General features: G+C 56.5%; 21 protein-coding genes. 10 read left to right on the top strand and 11 right to left on the bottom strand.

Translation table 11 applies throughout. The features are described from left to right. Positions 1 to 144 precede the first annotated feature (144 nt). The gene (locus tag QMG15_RS00595; protein ID WP_281789033.1) at positions 145 to 1,866 is read left to right on the top strand and encodes a GMC family oxidoreductase N-terminal domain-containing protein; all 1,722 of its coding nucleotides are present in this window, start codon (positions 145 to 147) and stop codon (positions 1,864 to 1,866) included. A gap of 225 nt (positions 1,867 to 2,091) precedes the next feature. Further along, positions 2,092 to 2,850, top strand: coding sequence for a TSUP family transporter (locus tag QMG15_RS00590; protein WP_281789032.1), 759 nt, complete (start codon positions 2,092 to 2,094; stop codon positions 2,848 to 2,850). A 25-nt stretch (positions 2,851 to 2,875) separates the two neighbouring features. On the opposite strand, the gene mrdA is transcribed toward QMG15_RS00590, so the two are convergent. The 4 genes from mrdA to QMG15_RS00570 are packed head-to-tail and all read right to left on the bottom strand — an operon-like array spanning position 2,876 to position 7,470. Beyond that, the gene (mrdA, locus tag QMG15_RS00585) at positions 2,876 to 4,978 is read right to left on the bottom strand and encodes a penicillin-binding protein 2 (protein ID WP_281789031.1); all 2,103 of its coding nucleotides are present in this window, start codon (positions 4,976 to 4,978) and stop codon (positions 2,876 to 2,878) included. Further along, positions 4,975 to 5,505, bottom strand: coding sequence for a rod shape-determining protein MreD (gene mreD, locus QMG15_RS00580; RefSeq protein ID WP_281789030.1), 531 nt, complete (start codon positions 5,503 to 5,505; stop codon positions 4,975 to 4,977). Before mreD ends, mrdA begins: the two co-directional genes overlap by 4 nt. Beyond that, a complete protein-coding gene (mreC, locus tag QMG15_RS00575; protein WP_281789029.1) occupies positions 5,502 to 6,422 on the bottom strand; it encodes a rod shape-determining protein MreC in 921 nt (306 codons plus the stop codon). Before mreC ends, mreD begins: the two co-directional genes overlap by 4 nt. A gap of 4 nt (positions 6,423 to 6,426) precedes the next feature. Further along, positions 6,427 to 7,470, bottom strand: coding sequence for a rod shape-determining protein (locus QMG15_RS00570; protein WP_104796817.1), 1,044 nt, complete (start codon positions 7,468 to 7,470; stop codon positions 6,427 to 6,429). A 92-nt stretch (positions 7,471 to 7,562) separates the two neighbouring features. Between QMG15_RS00570 and gatC the strand changes: the two genes are divergently transcribed. From gatC to QMG15_RS00535, 7 genes are all read left to right on the top strand, one after another. Then, the gene (gatC, locus tag QMG15_RS00565) at positions 7,563 to 7,868 is read left to right on the top strand and encodes an Asp-tRNA(Asn)/Glu-tRNA(Gln) amidotransferase subunit GatC (protein ID WP_281789028.1); all 306 of its coding nucleotides are present in this window, start codon (positions 7,563 to 7,565) and stop codon (positions 7,866 to 7,868) included. Positions 7,869 to 7,878: 10 nt separating this feature from the next. Continuing rightward, a complete protein-coding gene (gene gatA, locus QMG15_RS00560; protein WP_281789027.1) occupies positions 7,879 to 9,357 on the top strand; it encodes an Asp-tRNA(Asn)/Glu-tRNA(Gln) amidotransferase subunit GatA in 1,479 nt (492 codons plus the stop codon). Between the two features lie 85 nt (positions 9,358 to 9,442). Further along, complete coding sequence (gatB, locus tag QMG15_RS00555; protein WP_281789026.1) at positions 9,443 to 10,915, top strand: Asp-tRNA(Asn)/Glu-tRNA(Gln) amidotransferase subunit GatB; 1,473 nt, start codon at positions 9,443 to 9,445, stop codon at positions 10,913 to 10,915. 27 nt (positions 10,916 to 10,942) lie between these two features. Beyond that, positions 10,943 to 11,953 carry a sialic acid TRAP transporter substrate-binding protein SiaP gene (locus QMG15_RS00550; protein WP_281789025.1) on the top strand — a complete coding sequence of 337 codons (1,011 nt, stop codon included), beginning with the start codon at positions 10,943 to 10,945 and terminating at the stop codon, positions 11,951 to 11,953. A gap of 2 nt (positions 11,954 to 11,955) precedes the next feature. Then, positions 11,956 to 12,432, top strand: a complete 477-nt coding sequence (locus QMG15_RS00545) for a TRAP transporter small permease (protein WP_281789024.1) — start codon at positions 11,956 to 11,958, stop codon at positions 12,430 to 12,432. After that, the gene (locus tag QMG15_RS00540) at positions 12,429 to 13,733 is read left to right on the top strand and encodes a TRAP transporter large permease (RefSeq protein WP_281789023.1); all 1,305 of its coding nucleotides are present in this window, start codon (positions 12,429 to 12,431) and stop codon (positions 13,731 to 13,733) included. Before QMG15_RS00545 ends, QMG15_RS00540 begins: the two co-directional genes overlap by 4 nt. Beyond that, positions 13,730 to 14,338, top strand: a complete 609-nt coding sequence (locus tag QMG15_RS00535; protein WP_281789022.1) for a YitT family protein — start codon at positions 13,730 to 13,732, stop codon at positions 14,336 to 14,338. Before QMG15_RS00540 ends, QMG15_RS00535 begins: the two co-directional genes overlap by 4 nt. Positions 14,339 to 14,348: 10 nt before the next feature. Here the strand turns inward: QMG15_RS00535 and pyrE are convergent, their stop codons facing one another. After that, positions 14,349 to 15,044 carry an orotate phosphoribosyltransferase gene (gene pyrE / locus QMG15_RS00530; RefSeq protein WP_108359590.1) on the bottom strand — a complete coding sequence of 232 codons (696 nt, stop codon included), beginning with the start codon at positions 15,042 to 15,044 and terminating at the stop codon, positions 14,349 to 14,351. A gap of 11 nt (positions 15,045 to 15,055) precedes the next feature. On the opposite strand from pyrE, the gene QMG15_RS00525 reads away from it, so the two are divergent. Further along, complete coding sequence (locus QMG15_RS00525; protein ID WP_281789021.1) at positions 15,056 to 15,847, top strand: exodeoxyribonuclease III; 792 nt, start codon at positions 15,056 to 15,058, stop codon at positions 15,845 to 15,847. Between the two features lie 6 nt (positions 15,848 to 15,853). Here QMG15_RS00525 and QMG15_RS00520 read toward each other — a convergent pair whose 3' ends face one another. Genes QMG15_RS00520 through QMG15_RS00495 form a run of 6 tightly spaced genes read right to left on the bottom strand, consistent with a single transcriptional unit; the run spans position 15,854 to position 21,435 of the window. Continuing rightward, complete coding sequence (locus QMG15_RS00520; protein ID WP_281789020.1) at positions 15,854 to 16,762, bottom strand: NAD(P)-dependent oxidoreductase; 909 nt, start codon at positions 16,760 to 16,762, stop codon at positions 15,854 to 15,856. Positions 16,763 to 16,767: 5 nt separating this feature from the next. Beyond that, entirely contained in the window at positions 16,768 to 18,033 is a 1,266-nt protein-coding gene (locus QMG15_RS00515) for a TRAP transporter large permease subunit (RefSeq protein ID WP_281789019.1), read from the bottom strand. Positions 18,034 to 18,045: 12 nt separating this feature from the next. Then, positions 18,046 to 18,570, bottom strand: a complete 525-nt coding sequence (locus tag QMG15_RS00510) for a TRAP transporter small permease (RefSeq protein ID WP_281789018.1) — start codon at positions 18,568 to 18,570, stop codon at positions 18,046 to 18,048. An 8-nt stretch (positions 18,571 to 18,578) separates the two neighbouring features. Continuing rightward, positions 18,579 to 19,559: a TRAP transporter substrate-binding protein gene (locus QMG15_RS00505; RefSeq protein WP_281789017.1), complete on the bottom strand. Its 981-nt coding sequence runs from the start codon at positions 19,557 to 19,559 to the stop codon at positions 18,579 to 18,581. A 35-nt stretch (positions 19,560 to 19,594) separates the two neighbouring features. Next, on the bottom strand, positions 19,595 to 20,593 hold the full coding sequence (locus QMG15_RS00500) for a transketolase family protein (protein ID WP_281789016.1): 999 nt from the start codon (positions 20,591 to 20,593) through the stop codon (positions 19,595 to 19,597). Then, on the bottom strand, positions 20,590 to 21,435 hold the full coding sequence (locus QMG15_RS00495) for a transketolase (RefSeq protein WP_281789015.1): 846 nt from the start codon (positions 21,433 to 21,435) through the stop codon (positions 20,590 to 20,592). The genes QMG15_RS00500 and QMG15_RS00495 overlap by 4 nt, the downstream gene beginning before the upstream one ends. Between the last annotated feature and the right edge of the window lie 119 nt (positions 21,436 to 21,554).

Below are 21,554 nucleotides of genomic sequence, written 5' to 3'. Positions count from 1 at the left end.
GCGACATTCGGATGCGCAGCAGACGAGGAGCAAAACGCACTGCCCAGCTCGCCCCTTCTCTGACAACTACAACTGCGACGGCAAGCGAACCACAAGCACAAGCTACCATCCATGCACACAACAACAAAGACTTGAGACCTTGGCATGAGTGATTCCCAGTTTGACTACATCATCGTCGGCGCCGGCACCGCTGGCTGCTTGCTCGCCAACCGCCTAAGCGCCAACGCCAGCAAACGTGTGCTGCTCATCGAAGCAGGCCGCAAAGACGATTACCACTGGATTCACATCCCCGTTGGCTACTTGCACTGCATTGGCAACCCGCGCACCGATTGGCTTTACAACACCGCACCCGATGAAGGCTTGAATGGTCGCAGCTTGCGCTACCCACGCGGCAAAGTGCTGGGCGGCTGCTCTAGCATCAACGGCATGATTTACATGCGCGGCCAAGCGCGTGACTACGACCAATGGGCCGACATCACCGGCGACGCGCGCTGGCGTTGGGACAACGCCCTGCCCTATTTCAAACTCCACGAAGACCACCACGCCGGCGCCAATGCGTCCCACGGCGCCAAAGGCGAGCGCAGCGAAGTGCTGCTGGCAGACAACACCGTGTACGGCGAAACCTTGCGCCATCACATTGCAGGCGGTGAATGGCGGGTCGAAAAGCAACGCTTGCGCTGGGATGTGCTCGACGCGTTTGCACAAGCCGCTGTGCAAGCGGGCATTCCCGCCACCGACGACTTCAACCGTGGCAACAACGAAGGCGTGGGTTACTTTGAAGTGAACCAAAAAAGCGGCTGGCGTTGGAACACCGCCAAGGCCTTCATTCGCCCCACATGCTACGCACGCCCCAACTTTGAGTTGTGGTCATCCGCCCAAGTTGCCAAGCTCGTCATGACGAATGATGAAGACGGCACACAACGCTGCAACGGCGTTGAAGTGTGGACGGGTCACGGCTATGTCACCGTCACAGCCAAGCACTCGGTGGTGCTGAGTGCAGGTGCCATTGGCACGCCTCACATCTTGCAGCTCTCTGGCTTAGGTCCTGCTGAGCTTCTGAAACAACACGGCATTGAACCGGTCATTGACCTGCCAGGCGTGGGCGCCAACTTGCAAGACCATTTGCAAATTCGCTCAGTCTTCAAAGTGCAGGGCGTTCAAACCCTCAACACCTTGGCCAGCAATTGGTGGGGCAAAGCCAAGATTGGTTTGGAATACGCCTTCAAACGCAGCGGCCCCATGAGCATGGCGCCCTCACAACTCGGCGCCTTCACGCGCAGCAGCGCTGACCAGCCGTATCCCAACATCGAGTACCACGTGCAGCCGCTCAGCTTAGATGCGTTTGGTGAACCGCTGCACAGCTTCTCTGCCTTCACGGCCAGCGTGTGCAACTTGAACCCCACCAGCCGTGGCACGGTCAGCATCACCAGCGCTAACTTTGCAGATGCGCCCAAGATTGCACCCAACTACCTGAGCACCGAAGCGGACCGCAAAGTGGCTGCCGATTCGCTCCGTGTGACACGCCGCATCGCAGCCCAACCGGCCCTCGCCAAATACAAGCCTGAGGAGTACAAACCTGGCGTGCAATACCAAACCGACGAAGACTTGGCGCGACTGGCGGGCGACATTGCCACCACCATCTTCCACCCCGTGGGTACTGCGCGCATGGGGCGATTGGACGACGCCATGGCCGTGGTCGACCCCGAGTTGCGCGTGCGAGATGGGCGCGGCGGCGTGGTGCGCGGCCTGCGCGTGGTGGATGCCAGCGTGATGCCCACCATCACCAGCGGCAACACCAACAGCCCCACCTTGATGCTGGCCGAAAAGGCCGCGCAATGGCTGGCGCACGAAGCCGAGCAAGCGTGAGTCGCATACGCCTCGGGTTAGTCCGCAAGGGAAAATCCTAGGCAAAAGGAGACTGAGTGGCGCTTACAGTCATTGCACTCGAAACGGCGTAAGCGCTGTATCACGAGGGTCTGAGGAGACAAACACAACAGACGCTTCCTAAGGGGCGTCACCCAGGAAAGGCACCGGTTACCCCCGGTGCCTTTTGCTTTTTCTGGGCACGTCATTTCCGACCACAATCTGCGCATGGAACTTTTCTTCACCACCTTTGCCTCCGCTTTGGCTGGCTTTGTGGACTCAATCGTCGGCGGCGGCGGTTTGATCTTGCTACCCGCCCTCTTCGCCGTCTACCCATCCACGGCACCCGCCACGTTGTTTGGCACCAACAAAAGCGCGTCGGTTTGGGGCACGGCCTTTGCCACTTGGCAGTACAGCCGTCGCGTGCAGGTGCGCTGGTCAGCCTTGCTCCCAGCCGCGGCAACCACCATGGTGGCCGCCTTTGCAGGCGCATGGCTGGTGACCTTGGTTTCGCCCGAATTTTTGCGTCGCTTGTTACCCGTCGTCTTGCTGGTTGTCCTGATCTACACCTTGATGCGCAAAGACATGGGGCGCCACCATGCGCCACGCTTTCATGGCCGTGCAGAGTTATTGGCGACCTCCACCATCGGTTTGACCATTGGTTTTTACGACGGATTTTTTGGGCCTGGCACGGGCAGCTTCTTTGTGTTTTTGCTGGTGCGTTGGTTGGGCTATGACTTTCTCAATGCGTCGGTGGCGGCCAAGCTGTTGAACCTTTCCAGCAACATCGCCGCCTTGATCTTGTTCACAATGAAAGGCCACGTGTGGTGGCATTTGGCCCTGCCGATGGCCATGGCCAATGTGGCGGGTAGCTTGCTGGGTACGCGCATGGCGTTGCAGCACGGCGCAGGTTTTGTGCGTGGCATGTTCATCGTGGTGGTGAGCGCGCTGATTTGCAAAACCAGCTACGACGCGTTTTTGCGCTAAGGCCCAACAGCGCCTTTGAGGCCGGTCAGCGTGGGCTGGTGGTAGCTGGCTTTTGCGCCGCCGCAGACGCAGCAGCAGCGGAAGCAGATTTGGCAGCAGCCGAGGCGGCTTTTGCTGCGGCTGCAGCTGCTTTCTCAGCCGCAGAAGCAGCCACGACAGGCTCTTCCACTGCCAACTCAGCCGCCTTGGGCGGCCAAGGTACGCTGGCCACTGGGCGGGGTTTGCCAATTGGCCGTGTCGCCTGACCTCTTTGCACCGCTTCAATGTCTTCTTGTGAGGGGTACTGCCCCGTGATGACGAAATCAAACACGCGACGTGCAATCGGCGCTGCGTTTTGAGCGCCAAAGCCAGCGTTTTCTACCACCATGGCCAAGGCCACTTTGGGGTCGTCTGCTGGCGCAAACGCCACGAACAACGCATGGTCGCGCATGCGTTCATCAATGGCCGCTGCGTTGTACTTTTCGTTTTGTTTGACCGTGAACACCTGCGCCGTGCCCGTTTTGCCGGCGCTCACATACTGCGCACCAATGAAGCTGGTGGCAGACGTGCCCTCGACGTTCACACCGATCATGCCTTTTTTGATGACCTCTAAATTCTCTGGCGACAACGGCAGTTGCCCGATGGGCTCCTTGGCCACAAGGGTCGACGCCTTGGTTTCAACGTCCACCACTTCGCGCACCAAATGCGGCTTCATCTTCAAACCGTTGTTGGCCACGGTGCCCATCGCGTGCGCGATTTGCAGCATGGTGAAGTTGTTGTAACCCTGACCAATGCCCAGCGAAATGGTTTCGCCTGAATACCAACGTTGCTGCTCTGGCTTCTTGTAGGTGTTGCGTTTCCACTCGGTAGATGGCAGCACGCCGCGCGACTCACCCAAAATGTCGATGCCTGTGATTTGGCCAAAACCCAAGGGTTTCATTTGGTCGTGCATCAAGTCCACGCCCATGTCACGCGCCAGTGTGTAGTAGTAGGTGTCGCACGACTCGACGATGGACTTGTACATGTCCACCGCACCATGGCCACCCTCTTTGTCGTCACGGAAGCGGTGGTTACCAAACATGAAGTAGCCGGGGTCGGAGATCAGTGTCTTCTCCGCACGCTTGCCGGTTTGCAACGCGGCCAAAGCCATGAAGGGCTTGTAGGTCGAGCCGGGCGGGTAGGTGCCGCGCAAGGCGCGATTCAACAAAGGCTTGTCGATGGACTCATTGAGCGCCGCCCAGTTTTCAGAGTCAATGCCGTCCACAAACAAGTTGGGATCGAAGGTGGGCTTGCTCACAAACGCCAGCACTTCGCCGGTCTTGGGGTCAAGGGCCACCAAGGCGCCACGGCGTTTGCCGTAGAGGTCTTCGACCAGCTTTTGCAACTTGATGTCGATGGACAACACCACGCTGTTGCCGGGAATCGCTTGGCTGCTGTTGAGGCGGCGCACGGCGCGTCCGCCTGCCGAGGTTTCCATCTCTTGCACGCCCGTGGTGCCGTGCAACTGTGTTTCGTAGCTTTGCTCGACACCAAGTTTGCCGATGTAGTCGGTGCCACGGTAATTGCCCGCATCATCCGACTCTTCAATCTTGCCTTTTTCCGCTTGGTTGATACGACCGATGTAGCCAATCACGTGGCTGGCCAGTTGGTTGTACGGGTAGTTGCGGAACAAACGCGCGCGAATTTCAACGCCAGGAAAACGATAGCGCTGCGCAGCAAAGCGAGCCACTTCTTCGTCGCTCAATCGGTTGCGAATAGGCACCGATTCAAAGCTCTTAGATTCGCCCAGTTGCTTTTTAAAGCGACGCTTGTCGCGGGCCTGAATGTCAATGACGCCCGAGAGCTGCTCGATCACTTCTTCCAGCGGCAAGACCACTTTAGATGCGGTAATTTCGAGGGTGTAGGCCGAGTAGTTGGTGGCCAACACAATGCCGTTGCGGTCCATGATGACGCCACGGTTGGGCACGATGGGCACGATGGCCGTGCGGTTGTTTTCGGCTTGTGCGTTGAGTTCGTCGTAGCGCACCACCTGCAAATAAAACAGGCGAATCGACAACAGGCTAAACAACACCACAATCGCACCCGTCACCACCACCATGCGCGACCTGAAGCGTCGCAGGTCGGACTCGATGTCGCGAATCACCCTCATAGCGGTCGGTTCGCGTCAGGATTGGGTGCGCGACGCTGCGGCGCCAACAAAAACACGCTGACCACAGGCCACAACACGGCCTCTAACAGCGGCGCCAAAAAGATAGGCCAACCGGGAAACAGCGCACCCGACATCATGCGCACCAGCAACTCCAACGCATGCGCCACCGCAAACATCGGCAGCACCTGCATGGCCTGTGAAGGCACCGTGAACCACAACAAACGGCGGTGCATCAAGATCGCCATGAATCCAAGCGCGGTATACGTCAAGGCATGCTGACCCAGCAAGGCTGATTGGTGCACATCGGTGGCCACGCCAAAAAAGAAAGCCACGCCAATGCCGACTAGGCGAGGCTGATGGACGCACCAAAACACCAGAGTCAAAGCCAAGAAATCAGGCATCCACGCGGCGTTGCCGACGAGACTGATGTTCACCACCATGTTGGCAAACAAGGCCATCAACAGCGTGAACAAAATGAACATGGGGTTGGCGGGCAGCAACAGCTGTTGGCCACGAGGCATGATCATCGGCGACCTCCCTTTTGCGCAGCAAACGGGAGTTGCTTTTCAATTTGTGGACGTGGTGGCAATTGGTCGCTCAGAGGCTCCAACACCATCACATGGCGCGCGCCCTGCACGCGGCCTACGGGCTCGCACAAGATGCGCGCAAAGGCAGTTTCAGCACGGCGCTCAACTTTGGTGACTTTTCCAACCAAGACCCCAGGCGGGTAAATGCCGTCCACACCACTGGTCGACAACATATCGCCCACCTCAATGTCGGCGTTGGTCGCCATGAAACGCAGCTCTAACAGAGGTGCGCCGCCCGATTCGCCATAGGCCACACCACGCGCACCCGTGCGGGTGTTGAGCACAGGAATGGAGTGTTCACGATCGGTGACCAAGGTCACTTCGCTGACCAGCGGCAACACATGCGTGACTTGGCCCAAGATGCCATGCTCATCCATGACAGGCGAGCTGGCCTTGATGCCATGGGTCATGCCTTTGTCGATGATGAGTTTGCGGGTATAGGGGTCAGCAGCGTCGTACAAAACCTCGGCGGCTTGGCCTTTGGTTTCCAAGCGCTTGCTCAAACTCAACAGCTCGCGCAGCTGTGTGTTTTCCAGCGCCAGCTGCTCCACTTGGCCTGAGCGACGGGCTTGCACCAGCAGCTGCTGGCGTGCCTCGCGCTCGGAAGCTTGCGCCACATCACGCGCCTCAAAATATTCCGTGGAGTATTCAGCCAATGCCTGCGGGCGCATGGCCAGCCACTGCACCGGATACAGCGCCACAGACAAGGTGGCACGCAAAGGCTGCGTCACCCCAAACCGCGCGTCGGCCACCATCAACAGCACCGACAAGGCGCTGAAGAAAAGTAATTTGGAGACGGCGGACGGGCCTTGCTTGAAGAAGGCCGGAGGGGAGCTGTCTAGGGTGCCCAGTGGCACTTAATTATTCGCTCGTGAAGATGGAGCCCAAACGCTCCATACGCTCAAGGGCCAAACCGCAACCACGCACCACGCAAGTGAGCGGGTCTTCGGCCACCAAGACTGGCAAGCCAGTTTCTTCGGCCAACAAGCGGTCCAAGTCACGCAACAACGCGCCACCACCGGTGAGCATCATGCCGCGCTCGGCAATGTCTGCGCCCAATTCGGGAGGTGTTTGCTCCAACGCGTTTTTCACGGCAGAGACGATGTTGTTCAGTGGGTCGGTCAACGCTTCCAAGATTTCGTTCGACGAGATCGTGAAAGAGCGTGGCACACCTTCAGACAAGTTGCGGCCCTTGACTTCCATTTCCTTGACTTCAGAGCCAGGGAATGCAGAACCGATTTGTTTCTTGATGGCTTCAGCGGTTGGCTCGCCAATCAACATGCCGTAGTTGCGACGGATGTAGTTGATGATGGCTTCGTCAAACTTGTCGCCGCCCACGCGCACGCTGCCTTTGTAGACCATGCCGCCCAAAGAGATGACGCCCACTTCGGTGGTACCACCACCGATGTCGACCACCATCGAGCCGGACGCTTCAGACACAGGCAAACCTGCGCCAATGGCGGCGGCCATGGGTTCTTCAATGAGGTACACCTCAGAGGCGCCAGCGCCCAAAGCAGATTCGCGAATCGCGCGACGCTCGACTTGGGTTGAGCCGCAAGGCACACAAATGATGATGCGAGGGCTGGGCTTCAACACCGAGCGTGGGTGCACCATCTTGATGAACTGCTTGAGCATTTGCTCAGTCACGGTGAAGTCGGCAATCACGCCGTCTTTCATCGGACGAATGGCTTCGATGTTGCCGGGCACTTTGCCCAACATGGCCTTGGCTTCGTGGCCGACGGCTTGAATTGTCTTCTTGCCTTGGGGGCCGCCTTCGTGGCGAATTGACACAACCGATGGCTCGTCCAACACGATGCCTTTGTCGCGCACATAAATCAGGGTGTTGGCGGTACCGAGGTCAATCGCCAAATCGGTGGAGAAATACCGACGAAAAGATCCAAACATGTCTGTCCTCAAAGCTTGCCCGCGGGCGCGGACACAAAGGCGAGATAATACCGCATCGCCCGTAAATCGCGGGTTTTTCCCCTTATAAAAGTATGTCCCTGAATGACCAAGACATCAGCCGCATCGCCAACCTGGCCCGGCTAGAGCTGCAGCCTGACGAGCAGGCCCGTATGCGCCACAAAATCAATGACTTTTTCGACATCGTCGAACAAATCCGTGCGGTGGACACCACCGGCGTGGTGCCCATGGCCCATCCCGTGGACGCCATGCAAGGCGCCCACATTGAGCTGCGCCTGCGCCCCGACGTAGCCAGCGAGCCCAACCAACGCGACCTGAACCAACGCAGCGCCCCCGCCGTGGAGCGTGGCTTATTCTTGGTTCCCAAAGTGATTGAGTGAGGCCTTTCGAATGACAAATTTGCATGACATGGGCGTGGCCCAACTGGCCCAAGCCCTCCAAACCAAACAAGCCAGCGCGGTCGAAGTGGCCACGGCCTTTTTGGCCCGCGCTGGCGGCAACCCACACAACACGTTTTTGGACATCGACAGCAAAGTTACGCTGGCTCAAGCCCAAGCCAGCGATGCCCGCATCGCCGCGGGCACAGCAGGCCCGCTGGAAGGCGTGCCAATTGCCCACAAAGACGTGTTCGTCACCCGCGATTTCGCCACCACTGCGGGCTCCAAAATTTTGAGCGGCTACCGCTCGCCCTTTGACGCCACCGTGGTGCAAAAACTCGGCGCCTCCGAATTGGGCGGCGCAGGCATGGTCACTTTGGGCAAGGTCAATTGCGACGAGTTCGCCATGGGCTCTGCCAACGAAAACTCAGCCTACGGCGCGGTCACCAACCCGTGGGACACCTCGCGCATTCCCGGTGGTTCATCGGGCGGCAGTGCTGCCGCTGTGGCGGCGCGTTTGGCGCCTGCTGCGACCGGCACCGACACCGGCGGTTCGATTCGCCAACCCGCCAGTTTTTGCGGCATCACCGGCATCAAGCCCACCTATGGCCGCGCCAGCCGCTACGGCATGATTGCCTACGCCTCCAGCCTTGACCAAGCCGGCCCCATGGCCCGCAGCGCCGAAGACTGCGCACTGTTGCTCAGCGCCATGTGCGGGCCTGACCTCGACCGCGACTCCACTTCGCTCGATGTGCCTGCTGAAAACTTCTCTGCCAAGTTGGGCGACAGCTTGGCTGGCCTGCGCATCGGTATTCCCAAAGAGTTTTTTGGCGACGGCCTCGCCGCTGACGTGCGCACCGCAATTGACGCCGCGCTGAAAACCCTGGAAGCCCAAGGCGCCAAACTCGTGCCCATCACGCTGCCTCGCACCGAGTTGGCCATTCCGGTGTACTACATCATCGCGCCCGCCGAAGCCAGCTCGAACCTGAGCCGCTTTGATGGCGTGAAGTTTGGCCACCGTGCCAAGGACTACACCGACCTCGTGAGCATGTACAAAAAAACCCGCGCCGAAGGCTTTGGCGAAGAGGTCAAACGCCGCATCATGACCGGCGCGTATGTGCTGAGCCACGGCTACTACGACGCGTACTACCTGCAAGCCCAAAAAATTCGCCGCATGATTGCGGACGACTTCCAGCGCGCCTTCGCCGAGTGTGACGTGATTGCTGGCCCCGTCGCCCCCACCGTCGCGTGGAAGCTGGGCAACAACGCCAGCGACCCATTGGCTGACTACTTGGCCGACATCTTCACCCTGCCCGCCTCCCTCGCTGGCTTGCCCGGCATGAGCGTGCCCGTGGGCTTTGGCGCTGACCAAATGCCAGTGGGTATGCAACTGATTGGCAACTACTTGCAAGAAGCGCGTTTGCTCAACGTGGCGCACCAGTACCAACTGAACACCGATTTCCATAACGCCAAGCCGGAGGGCGTGAAATGATGCCCCCACGTTCTTCACTTCGTGTAATCACTGCCCCCCGCGGGGGCGCTGGCCTCCCTTGGGGTGGCCCGGCAGGAGCCCAGATATGACCGCCAAATTAGTTCAAGGCTACGAAGTCGTCATCGGCTTTGAAACACACGCCCAGCTCTCCACGAAGAGCAAAATTTTCAGCCGCGCCTCAGTGGCGTTTGGCGCTGAGCCCAACACGCAAGCTTGCGCGGTGGACATGGCCCTGCCCGGCACCTTGCCCGTGATGAACATCGGCGCTGTCGAACGCGCGATTGAGTTCGGCTTGGGCGTCAACGCACACATTGCCGAGCGCAGCATCTTTGCGCGCAAAAATTACTTCTACCCCGACCTGCCCAAGGGCTACCAAATCAGCCAATTTGAAATTCCGGTGGTGCAAGGTGGTGAGGTGTCGTTCTTCTTGGAAGTTGGCAAAGAGACCGTGCACAAAACCGTGCGCTTGGAACGTGCCCACCTCGAAGAAGACGCAGGCAAATCACTGCACGAAGACTTCATTGGTCAGTCAGGCATCGACTTGAACCGCGCTGGCACACCGCTGCTAGAAATCGTCACGCAACCCGACATGCGCAGCAGCGAAGAAGCCGTGGCCTATGCCAAAGAGCTGCACAAAATCGTGACGTGGATTGGTATTTGCGACGGCAACATGCAAGAGGGCTCGTTCCGTTGCGACGCCAACGTGTCGGTGCGCAAACCCGGCGCGCCCTTGGGCACACGCCGCGAGATCAAGAACCTGAACAGCTTCAAGTTCATGCAGCAAGCCATCGACTACGAAGTACGCTGGCAAATTGACCAAATCGAAGACGGCCACGCCATCGAACAAGCCACCGTGCTGTTCGACCCCGACACGGGCGAAACCCGCGCCATGCGCACCAAAGAAGATGCCGCCGACTACCGCTATTTCCCCGACCCAGACCTGCCACCGTTGGTGATTGGTCGCGATTGGGTGGAGCGCGTGAAAAGCGAAATGGCCGAGCTGCCTCGCGTCATGGCCGAGCGCTTTGTGCGCGACTACGCACTGCCCGAATACGACGCGACACAACTCACACAAAGCAAGGCCACAGCGGCTTACTTTGAAGCCACCGCCAAAGCGTGCGGCCAAGCCAAGCTGGCCAGCAACTGGATCATGGGTGAAGTGTCACGCCGCTTGAATGCGAGCGAGATGGGCATCGAGCAAGCGCCTGTGAGCGCTGCACAACTGGGCGCGTTGATCAGCCGCATCACCGACAACACCATCAGCAACAACGCGGCGCGTCAGGTGTTTGAAGGCCTGTGGAATAAAGAAGGCCCCTCCGGTAGCGAGGGCGATGTCGACGCCATCATCGAAGCCAAAGGCCTCAAGCAGATGAACGACACCGGCGAGCTGGAAAAAATCATCGATGACGTGCTGGCCGCCAATCCCAAGAACGTGGAAGAGTTCAAAGCCGGCAACGCCAAAGCCTTGAACGGTTTGGTGGGCCCGATCATGAAAGCCAGCAAAGGCAAGGCCAACCCCGCGCAAGTCAATGAACTGTTGATGAAAAAACTGAGCTAAAAAATAGCCGCAATCTAGGAGACACACATGAACGCATCCACCTTGCTTCGCCGCACTGTGTTGGGCTTGGCCGCAGCCTCAACGCTGATGGCCCTGACAGCGCCCACGGCATTTGCGCAAAACAAAACACTGCTGCGCATCTCTAGCCCCGCAGTGCCTGACGATTGGCACGGGAAGATGTGGGATGTGTTCAAAGAGTCGCTGAACAAGTCGGCACCCAACGCCTATGACGTGCAAATCAACTTGAACGGTTCTTTGTTCAAACAAGGCACAGAGCCCGCTGCCATGGCACGTGGCAATTTGGAGTTGGCGTCTATCTCGGCGTTTGACATTGCCAAGCTGGTACCTGAGTTTTCGATCTTCACCGCAGGCTATGTCATCCGCGATCCCAAGCACCAGCAAAAAGTGTTCAACGGGCCCATTGGCGACGAGCTGTTCAAAATGGCTTCTGAAAAAATGGATGTCACGCTGCTCGCCACCGCTTACTTGGGCACACGCCAACTCAACCTGCGCGACACACGCAAGGTCAGCACACCCGCCGACCTGAAGGGCGTGAAACTGCGCATGCCAGGCTCTAAAGAATGGTTGTTCTTGGGCGACTCTTTGGGCGCTACGGCCACGCCACTCGCCTTTGGCGAGGTGTACATGGGCCTGAAAACCGGCACCATCGACGGCCAAGACAACCCGCTGCCCACCGTGCGTGCGGCCAAGTTTTACGAAGTGACGCAGCAAATTGTGTTGACCAACCACTTGGTTGACAGCTTGTTCATCGCGGTGTCCAACAAGACTTGGAACAGCCTTTCTGCGGCTGAACAAAAGACCCTCAAAGCCGCTGCACAAGCGGCTGCCAAGTTCAACAACGAGAACCGCATCAAAGAAGAAGCACAAATCTTGGACTTCTTCAAAAAGCAAGGTTTGAAAGTCAACAAGCCCAACGAAGAAGCTTTCCGCAAAGCTGTGCAGGCGGCCTATGACAAATCTGAGATGGCGCAGAACTGGCCCAAAGGCCTGATTGAACGCATCAACGCGACCAAATAAGCATGTTTTTGCGCAAAATCGCGAACGCGATTGGGGGCTTGCTCTTTCTCGCCTTGTTCCTTACTTTTTTGGTTCAGATCACGGCACGGTTTGGTTTTAACCAGCCGCTGCCGTGGAGCGATGAATTGGCGGTCATCCTGTATCTGTGGGTCATTCTGTGGGCTTGCGCGTTTGTGGTGCCAGAAAAAGAACACGTGATGTTTGACTTGGTATGGAACAGCGTCAGCCCCACGACCCGTCGCCTCATGCGCCTGGTGGGGCACACACTTATCGGCGGCTTGGCCATCGCTGCCATTCCTGCAAGCTGGAGCTACGTGCACTTCATGGCCCGCGAGAAAACCGCCGTGCTGGGCCTGTCATTTGAATGGGTGTTTTTACCTTTTGTGTTGCTGCTGGTGTCATTGGCTGCTCGCAGTTGGCACGGCTTGGTGCAAGCCATGAACAACCGCGACCTAGACATTCACGAGGCCAACCCATGACGATAACGCCCCTCACCGCCTTAGCCGCCGTGTTGGTGCTGGGCATGTTGTTGCGCATGCCCATTGGGTTTTCAATGCTCATGTCGGGCGTGGCTTACCTCATCACCAAAGGCCAAGACTTAGGTCTTGTGGCAGAACAGGTCAGCAACGGCCTTTACAACAGCTATGTGTTGTTGGCCGTACCCTTGTTTGTGTTTGCCGCCAACTTGATGAATGCTGGCACGGTGAGTGAGCGCATTTTTGACTTTTGCCGCATCCTTGTTGGTCGCATGCGCGGTGGCTTGGCGCAAGTCGATATTTTGGTCAGCGTGATCTTCTCGGGCATGAGCGGCAGTGCCATTGCCGATGCCGCAGGCCCCGGCCTTGTGACGATTCGCCAGATGCTCAAAAAGCCCGAATACACCCGCGGGTTTGCGGGTGCTGTGGTGGTGGCCAGTGCCACCCTCGGCCCCATCATCCCGCCGTCAATTCCGATGGTGATTTATGCACTCGTCTCGGGCGCCTCTGTGGGCGCCTTGTTCTTGGGTGGTGTCGTCCCGGGTTTGTTGATGACGGTACTCATGATGAGCGTGGTCCACCTCATTGCCACGAAGCGCGACATGCCACGTGAAGACCCGGTGCCTCTGCACGAATGGCCCAGCATTTTGTTTCGCGGCGCGTTGCCGTTGTCCATGCCCATCGTGTTGTTGGGTGGCATTTACTCGGGCGCCTTCACGCCCACCGAAGCCGCCGCAGTTGCCGCACTGCATGCCTTGATTTTGTCAACGGTGGTGTACCGCGCGCTCACCTGGCGCAGCTTTTGGGGCGTGGTGATGGAGTCCACACGTGCCAGCGCTGTCATCACCATCATCTTGGCCGGCTCGTTCATCTTGAACTACGCCTTCACCGCCGAGCAGGTGCCGCAACAGATGGCCACTTGGGTGGGCAGCATGCAGCTCAGCCGCATTCAATTCTTGCTGATGGTCAATGCGTTGTTTTTGGTACTGGGCTGCTTCTTGGATGTATCCGTGCTGCTGCTGGTGTTTGTGCCCATGTTGCTACCCGCAGTCAATGCACTGGGCATCGACCTCGTTCACTTCGGTGTGCTGGTGGTGCTCAACATGATGATTGGCCTGATTCACCCCCCCTTTGGCATGCTGCTGTTTGTGACCAAAGCGCTCACCGGTATTCCCATTGGCGAGATGATGCGCGAGGGATGGTTGTTTTTAGTCATGTTGCTGGGTTTGCTGCTGGCTCTCACCTTCTTTCCACAACTTGTACTGTGGCTGCCACAGACCATGGGCTATGGCGCGACCACATGACCCAGACACCCGCCGCACCGCACAGCCGTCTTGAAGACATTCAAGGCCTGCTCACTGGCTGCTTGTTTGTTGCTTTGGGTATTTGCATGTTTCGTGAGGCGGCGCCCTTTACAGGTGGCACAACGGGCATCGCTTTCCTAGCGCACTACTTCTTCCATCTTTCTCTAGGTGCGGTGCTGTTCATCATCAACCTGCCTTTTTATATCTTTGGTTGGCAAAAGCTAGGCCATGCGTTCACCGTGAAAACATTTGTGGCCGTGGGCTTGCTATCTATTTACGTCGAGTTGCTGCCTCAGTGGATCGCGTTCTCACACCTCGACCCCGTTTTCGCCGCACTGATGGCGGGCCTCTTAGTGGGCACAGGTATTTTGATTTTGATTCGTCACGGCGCTAGCTTGGGCGGCGTGACGATCATGGCGGTGTATTTGCAAAAAACACGTGGCTGGCGTGCTGGTCACGTGCAAATGGTCATCGATGCTTGCATCTTGATGACCGCCTTTGCACTCACTGACGCGCACAAAGCCTTGCTGTCATTACTCGGTGCATTTGCTTTGAATTTGGTGATTGCCGTCAACCACCGCGCCGACCGTTACTACGGCGCCTAAAGCTCACAACTTAAACGCCGTAACGCTCGCGATACGCCTGTGTGCGAGCCAAATGCTCACCCATGGCGTTGTCGGGCTGCTTGCCCAAATAAGCCAACAAGTCTTCCAGCTTGGCAATGGTGCACACGCTCATACCCAATTGTTCACGCACGTATTGCACCGCGCTGTAGGGCACATCTTTGGTGGAACCATCGGCTTGTTTTTCGGTGGCCATTTCTTGGCGGTCCAACGCAATCGCCACGGCGTGCGGTGTGGCGCCTGCCGCTTTGATGAGGGCAATCGATTCACGCGCAGCCGTGCCCGCGCTCATCACATCGTCCACGATCAACACACGGCCTTTGAGTGGTGCACCCACCAAGCTACCGCCTTCGCCATGGTCTTTGGCTTCTTTGCGGTTGTAGGCAAACGGCACGTTGCGTCCTAGGCGTGCCAACTCAATCGACACGGCCGCACCCAATGGAATGCCTTTGTAGGCGGGGCCAAAAATCATGTCGAACTCGATGCCGCTGTTGACAATGCACTGCGCATAAAAACTGGCCAGCTTACCCAACTTGGCACCATCGTCAAACAAACCGGCATTGAAAAAGTAAGGGCTCATGCGGCCCGCTTTGGTTTTGAACTCCCCAAATTTCAGCACGCCACAATCCAGCGAAAATTGCACAAACTCTTGTGCCAACGCGTCGTTGGCAGCCACACTCTGACTCATGGGGAAATTCCTTGTTCAAACTAACCAGCCTCAACCTCAACGGCATTCGTTCGGCCGCCCGCAAGGGCGTGGAAGCTTGGCTCGAAAAAGCCAGCCCTGATTGTATTTGCGTCCAAGAAATCAAAGCCCAGGCCCCCGATGTCGAAGGCAGCTTCGACACCTTGGCGGGTTTGAAAGGCCACTTTCACTATGCCGAGAAAAAAGGCTACTCAGGCGTGGGCGTGTACACCAAACACGAGCCCAGCGATGTGATCGTAGGCTTTGACGGCGGCGAATTCGATGCAGAAGGCCGTTACGTCGAGCTGCGTTTTGACACACCCACCCAAAAGCTCTCCATCATCAGCAGCTACTTCCCCAGTGGCTCGTCCGGCCCTGAGCGCCAAGACGCGAAGTTTCGTTTCTTGGCCGCCATGTACCCACACCTCAATGCCTTGAAGCAAGAGCGAGAGTTTGTGCTGTGCGGCGACATCAACATCGCGCACAACGAGGCAGACTTGAAGAACTGGAAGGGCAACAAAAAGAACAGTGGCTTCTTGCCCGAAGAGCGTGCGTGGATGACGCAACTCACCACTGAAGGCGGCATCGTCGACGTGTATCGCCAGCTGCAACCCGACACCACCGACGCTTGCTACACCTGGTGGAGCAACCGCGGCCAAGCCTATGCCAACAACGTGGGTTGGCGCTTGGACTACCACTTGGCCACCCCAGCGATAGCAGCCAAGGCACGCAGCGAGGCGATCTACAAGGACGAAAAATTCTCAGACCATGCGCCCATCACCATCGCCTATGCGGGCCTGATTTAAGGCTGATCACTCTGCATTGATCTGGCTGTAATGCTTAAAAACAGCCGAATCATCCAGAGCACCCCAACCTTTGGCTGCGGTGGCTAGGAAACTCAAATAAGCCGCGTTCGCAATCGGTGCAGGGAAAGTGCTTTGACGTGCCGCATCGACAACGAGTCCTAAATCTTTGACGAAAATGTTCACCGCTGAAGTGATGTCATCAAACGACTCTCGCACCATGCGTGGTCCGCGATCACCCAGCATCCACGACGACGCTGCGCCACTCTTGAGGATCTCAAGTGAAGTGTCCAACGGCAAACCGGCGCGTCTCGCCAACGCAAGCGCCTCACCGGCCGCAGCCAAATGCACGCCACACAGCAGCTGATTAATCACCTTCATCTGGCTGCCCATGCCTGGTTCGTCACCCAAAACATAGACGCTTTTGCCAAATGTCTCAAGCACCGGCTTAACGCATGCCACATGCACTGGATGACCCGCCGCCATGATGGTCAGCGTACCTGCGTGTGCGCCCACCTGCCCACCCGTGACTGGCGCATCCACCAGGCCAATGCCTCGAGCTTGCAATCGCTTGCCGAGCGATTGCACATAGCTTGGCGGCATGGTGCTGCAAGTGACCACCAAAGCATGCGACTGAAGGCTTTCTAACGCGCCATCTTGGCCAAACAAAGCGGATTCAGTCTGAGCATCATTCACCACGAATGAAATCAGAATATCAACAGACCCAGCACCTTGGCGCAGGCTGGGGGAGGTTTTACCCCCCTGCGATTCAAGCCATCGCAAAGCTTCAGAATTCACATCGAAACCAACGACGTCGTAACCCTTGCTTAACAAGTTAAGCGCAACGCCTTTGCCCATGGCGCCCAAGCCAACCAAGCCAACCACTGGCTTGGTGTTTTCCTTTTGAACAGAACTCATGAGGTTTACATCCGAATTGTCATGGCCGGCACGAAGCTAAAAAGCATCAGTACACCGAACGCCACAAAATAAAAGGGAATCAACTCAATCACCACATGCCCCATTCGTACTTTGGCAATCGAGCTGGTGATAAACAACGTTGTGCCTACCGGCGGGTGATACAAACCAATAGAAAGGTTGATGATCATCATGATGCCAAGCTGCACCGTGTCCATACCAATCGCACTGGCAAGCGGCACAAACATGGGCGTCAACAACAACACAGCGGCAGGCAAGTCAATGAACATACCAATCGCCAACATGATGAAGTTCATAGACAAAATAATCATCCATGGCTCACCCAAAGTTGTCTTGGCAAAGTCAACGAACGCTGCTGGCAATTGTTCAAAGGTTAAAACCCAACCCACCACACTAGAGGCCATGATGATCAACATCACCACTGACGTCGCCAACCCAGCATCCAAAATGGCATGTCGCAAACGGGGCATATCCAAGTCACGATAAATAGCCACCGATACGATGAGTGCATAGAGCGTAGACATCACACTGACTTCTGTTGGCGTTGCAATACCAAAGCGCAAGAAGATGATGATGAGCACGGGCAAGGCCAAGGCCGGCATCGCATACATGGTGGATTTGCGCAGCAGGCTCCAGCTAAAGGGGGATGTGTCACGCGGGAATCCACGGCGACGCCCTTGCACATAGCACACCAGCATGAAACCAATGCACATCAATATGCCAGGCAAGATGCCTGCGACAAACAGTGCACCAATTGATGCGCTAGATACCAAGGCATAAATGATCATTGGGATCGACGGAGGAATGAGAATGTCGATCGTCGCCGCAGCCGCCAGTGAACCCGCAGCAAACGCCGATGGATACCCCATCTTCTTGAGCCAAGGAATCAGAAGCGAGCCAATGGCAGAAGCATCGGCAACAGCAGACCCAGAAACACCGCCAAAAATAGTAGATGACAAAACGCCAACTTGTGCAGGTCCGCCATGAAAGCGCCCCATGAGTAAAGTCAGCATGTCAATCAAATGTTGGCCCAACTTGCCGCCCACCATGAGAGAGCCCGTCAGCATGAAAAACGGAATCGCCACGAGTGGGAAGCTCTGGCACTGCGTCACCAGTTGCTGAACAATGAAGTCAGCACCCAAGCGATCCGAAGGCAGCAAGCCGATCTCGGAGGCAACGATCAGCGAATGCGCAATCGGCAATCCGAAAAGAGCCAAGACAAGAAAACAGAGAAAAATGATGATTGAAAGCATTGCAAATTCCTCTTAGTTCAGGTTCTGAGACACATCATCGGCATGCGTCTGAGACCAGACCTTCACACCTTGAGTCAGGGAGGTAACGGTCAGGGCTACAAAGCCCACCAGCATTCCCCCGTAAGTCACAGAAGTCGGCACACCGAGCACGTGGCTGTGCTCGGCATGCACGATGGGCAGTAATGTCCATGTTCCCCAGGCCAACAGCGAATATCCGGCCATCAAGATAGCGGAATTCACCAGTTTGACGATGCGACGCAGCTTCGGAGAAAACTTCTCCGTGAGCCAGACGATGCTGATATGAGAGCCGTGCTGTGCAGCAAGCACAACGCCGGCCATCACCATCCATGGAAAGACGAGTTCTGGAATTTCGCCTCCCCATTGCATGCTGGTCCCAGCAACATATCGCAGGATCACGTTGATCGTTAGAACACCGAACAAGAACACCATGGTGATGTAGAGAATCCAACGACACGCTGCCTGCACTGCAGCGTCTAGCCAGTCACAACATTGATTAGTACTGGAAAACACGTTCATGCTCCGGTTTATTTAGCAGCGCGTGCGGCCGCCACGACCTTGCGCACGAATTCGCCTTGAGGACCAGTTGCCCATTTGTCGATCACCGAATCGGTCGCCTTCGCGAACGGCGTCAAGTCAGGACGGTTGAACTGAATGCCTTTGGCCTTGAGTTCACCTTCGAGCTTTTGATCAGACTCCAAAGATGCCTTGCGGTTGAATTGCGTGGCCTCGGCAGCAGCTTCGTGGAACAGCTTGCGATCCGCTTCAGACAAGCGATCAAAGCTGCGCTTGGACATGACAAACGGTGTCATTTCATATTTGTGCGAGGTGTACGAAATGTATTTCTGCACTTCATACAGTTTGGATGACCAAATATTCATCAATGGGTTTTCCTGACCATCTACGACGCCCTGCTGCAATGCCACATAAAGCTCGGAGAACTTAATTTGTTGAGGATCAGCGCCCAAGGCCTGCATGATGTCGATGGTCGTGGGGTCTGGTGGCGTACGCAACTTCATTCCTTTAAGGTCAGCTGGCGTATTGATCGGACGGCTCTTATTGGAAATGTGGCGGATGCCGTTATCCCAATATCCCAACACAACCATGCCTTTGGCTTCGGTGTGTTTGCCCAACTCTTGACCCACCGGACCGTCCAAAACCTTCCATGCAGTTTGCAAGGTTGGGAAGAGGAAAGGCATGCCGAAAGCGGCATATTCCGGCACCACGGAAGAGATCGCACCTTGCGAGTTAGCCGACAAATCGACGGCCCCCGTACGCAGCGAAGTCAAAATTGGCACATCATCGCCAAGCTGAGCAGCTGGCGCTACTTGAATTTCAAAGCGTCCATTCGACTTCGCTTTGACCAACTCAGCGAACTTCACAGAAGCCTCATGCTTTGGATTGCCCACAGCAGCGTTGTGCCCTAAGGTCATTTTGGTTTGTGCATGCGCAACAACCGCACACAAAGCCAGTACAGCGGTAGCAACTTTTTTATTGATTAATTTCACTTTTGTCTCCTTCTTGGTTTGGATAAAGATCTGGCTCAGAGCCAGGATTTCAGCGATGCAACGATCGCCGATGTTGAGATTCCGTAACGGTCATGCAAAGTTGGCAAAGCGCCCGCATCCAGAAACGCATCTGGTAAAGCGATCTGCTTGAATTCGGGTGCCAAGCGATGACGCAAAAGTAGCGTAGCGACTGCCTCGCCAAGCCCGCCAATTGCCGCATGGTTTTCAGCCACCACGACCAAACGACCACTGACGCCCGCTTCCCGAAGGATGGTCTCTTCGTCGAGAGGTTTGATGGTGGGCACGTGCAGCACAGCCACGTCGGCACCGCCACCTTCGAGCTCCTTGGCAGCTTCCAGCGCGCGCATCGTCAACAAGCCACTTGAGATGATGAGCACGTCACGGCCACCACGCAACAACTTGGCTTTGCCTAGCTCGAACTTGTAGTTGTATTCGTCTAGCACCAGGGGCACTTGACCACGCAACAAACGCATATACACCGGGCCACGGTGTGCAACGATCGCGGGAACGGCTTGTTCTATGTCCAACGCATCGCATGGGTCGATGACGGTCATATTTGGAATGCCGCGCATCATGGCCAGATCCTCAGTGGCCTGATGACTTGGACCATAGCCGGTGGTCAGACCAGGCAAGGCACAAGCAATCTTCACGTTCAGATTTTCTTCAGCAATCACTTGGTGAATGAAGTCATAAGCACGACGCGTGGCAAACACGGCATACGTGGTTGCAAACGGCGTCAAGCCTTCTTTCGCCATACCGCCCGCAGCCGCCATCAACAACTGTTCAGCCATACCCATTTGGAAAAAACGGTCCGGATACGCTTGTGCGAACAAATGCAGATCGGTGTACTTGGCCAAGTCGGCGGTCAAGCCAACAATATCTTGGCGCTCACGTGCCAATTCAACCAATGCCTTGCCAAACGGAGCCGCTTGGGTTTTTTGACCTTCACCAGCGATAGAGGCAATCATGGCCGACGTCGTCAGTCGTTTTTTAGGTTGCACGACGGTATTCATGCTTGCTCCTTGTGTGCTGCGTCCAAAATCTCAAGGGCTTGTTGCCACTCAGGGGGGTCGACGCGAATGAAATGGTTTTTCTCACGCGTTTCCAAAAACGGGACGCCTTTGCCCATCAGTGTGTCGATCAGCAATACGCGTGGCTTCGCTTCCGTCAGATCACGGGCAACATCAAATGCATGACGCACCGCTTGAAGGTCGTTGCCGTTGACACGCTGCACATGCCAACCAAATGAAGCCCACTTGTCAGCCAACGGCTCAAAGCCAAGCACCTTGGAGGATGGTCCATCCGCCTGTTGGTTGTTGATGTCCACCAAACAGATGAGATTACCAAGGCCATGGTGTGCGGCTGACATCGCCGCTTCCCACGTGGAACCTTCATCAAGCTCCCCATCGGACATGGAGTTGTAAACAAAGGCAGGGTTGTTTTTCAACCGCAGACCCAGCGCCATGCCTACGGCAATTGGCAATCCTTGACCAAGAGAACCACCCGAAATTTCCATGCCGGGTGTGTACGTTGCCATGCCAGACATAGGCAAACGGCTGTCATCGCTGCCATAGGTTTCTAGCTCACTCTCAGGCAGGATCCCAGCCTCAATCAAAGCCGCGTAATGGGCAATCGCGTAATGGCCGTGTGAGAGCAGAAAACGGTCACGCTCTTCGTATTCAGGATCATCCGGACGAAACTTCATGGCATGGCAATAAGCCACTGCCAACACATCTGCATATCCCAATGCCTGACCGATATACCCCTGCCCCTGCACCTCGCCCATGCGAAGTGCGTACCGGCGGATTCTGTAGGCACGCGTCTCGAGTGAGTCGTGACCCGACGAAAAATTCATGCTTGTCTCCTTGTGTTTTAAACGCTCCCCTGCTGTGGGGAACTTTGTCGAATTGCATTGAAATTTCGGCGTAGTCTATGCGCCATAATCCATGACCACAAATGAAGTTTTTAGCTTAA

Origin of the sequence: Limnohabitans sp. INBF002 (assembly GCF_027924905.1) — a bacterium.
In the GTDB taxonomy this organism is placed as follows: domain Bacteria; phylum Pseudomonadota; class Gammaproteobacteria; order Burkholderiales; family Burkholderiaceae_C; genus Limnohabitans.
Note: the sequence above shows the minus strand (reverse complement) of the source record. Positions and strands in the feature narration are given on the sequence as shown.

Bases quoted from the DNA above. Each gene is read 5' to 3' on its own strand.
- mrdA (WP_281789031.1), bottom strand. From the start codon at position 4,978: ATGAGGGTGATTCGCGACATCGAGTCCGACCTGCGACGCTTCAGGTCG.
- gatB (WP_281789026.1), top strand. From the start codon at position 9,443: ATGACCGCCAAATTAGTTCAAGGCTACGAAGTCGTCATCGGCTTTGAA.
- QMG15_RS00540 (WP_281789023.1), top strand. From the start codon at position 12,429: ATGACGATAACGCCCCTCACCGCCTTAGCCGCCGTGTTGGTGCTGGGC.
- QMG15_RS00500 (WP_281789016.1), bottom strand. From the start codon at position 20,593: ATGAATACCGTCGTGCAACCTAAAAAACGACTGACGACGTCGGCCATG.
- QMG15_RS00595 (WP_281789033.1), top strand. From the start codon at position 145: ATGAGTGATTCCCAGTTTGACTACATCATCGTCGGCGCCGGCACCGCT.
- QMG15_RS00520 (WP_281789020.1), bottom strand. From the start codon at position 16,762: ATGAGTTCTGTTCAAAAGGAAAACACCAAGCCAGTGGTTGGCTTGGTT.
- QMG15_RS00495 (WP_281789015.1), bottom strand. From the start codon at position 21,435: ATGAATTTTTCGTCGGGTCACGACTCACTCGAGACGCGTGCCTACAGA.
- gatC (WP_281789028.1), top strand. From the start codon at position 7,563: ATGTCCCTGAATGACCAAGACATCAGCCGCATCGCCAACCTGGCCCGG.
- gatA (WP_281789027.1), top strand. From the start codon at position 7,879: ATGACAAATTTGCATGACATGGGCGTGGCCCAACTGGCCCAAGCCCTC.
- QMG15_RS00515 (WP_281789019.1), bottom strand. From the start codon at position 18,033: ATGCTTTCAATCATCATTTTTCTCTGTTTTCTTGTCTTGGCTCTTTTC.
- QMG15_RS00550 (WP_281789025.1), top strand. From the start codon at position 10,943: ATGAACGCATCCACCTTGCTTCGCCGCACTGTGTTGGGCTTGGCCGCA.
- QMG15_RS00510 (WP_281789018.1), bottom strand. From the start codon at position 18,570: ATGAACGTGTTTTCCAGTACTAATCAATGTTGTGACTGGCTAGACGCT.
- QMG15_RS00545 (WP_281789024.1), top strand. From the start codon at position 11,956: ATGTTTTTGCGCAAAATCGCGAACGCGATTGGGGGCTTGCTCTTTCTC.
- QMG15_RS00590 (WP_281789032.1), top strand. From the start codon at position 2,092: ATGGAACTTTTCTTCACCACCTTTGCCTCCGCTTTGGCTGGCTTTGTG.
- QMG15_RS00535 (WP_281789022.1), top strand. From the start codon at position 13,730: ATGACCCAGACACCCGCCGCACCGCACAGCCGTCTTGAAGACATTCAA.
- pyrE (WP_108359590.1), bottom strand. From the start codon at position 15,044: ATGAGTCAGAGTGTGGCTGCCAACGACGCGTTGGCACAAGAGTTTGTG.
- QMG15_RS00570 (WP_104796817.1), bottom strand. From the start codon at position 7,470: ATGTTTGGATCTTTTCGTCGGTATTTCTCCACCGATTTGGCGATTGAC.
- mreD (WP_281789030.1), bottom strand. From the start codon at position 5,505: ATGATCATGCCTCGTGGCCAACAGCTGTTGCTGCCCGCCAACCCCATG.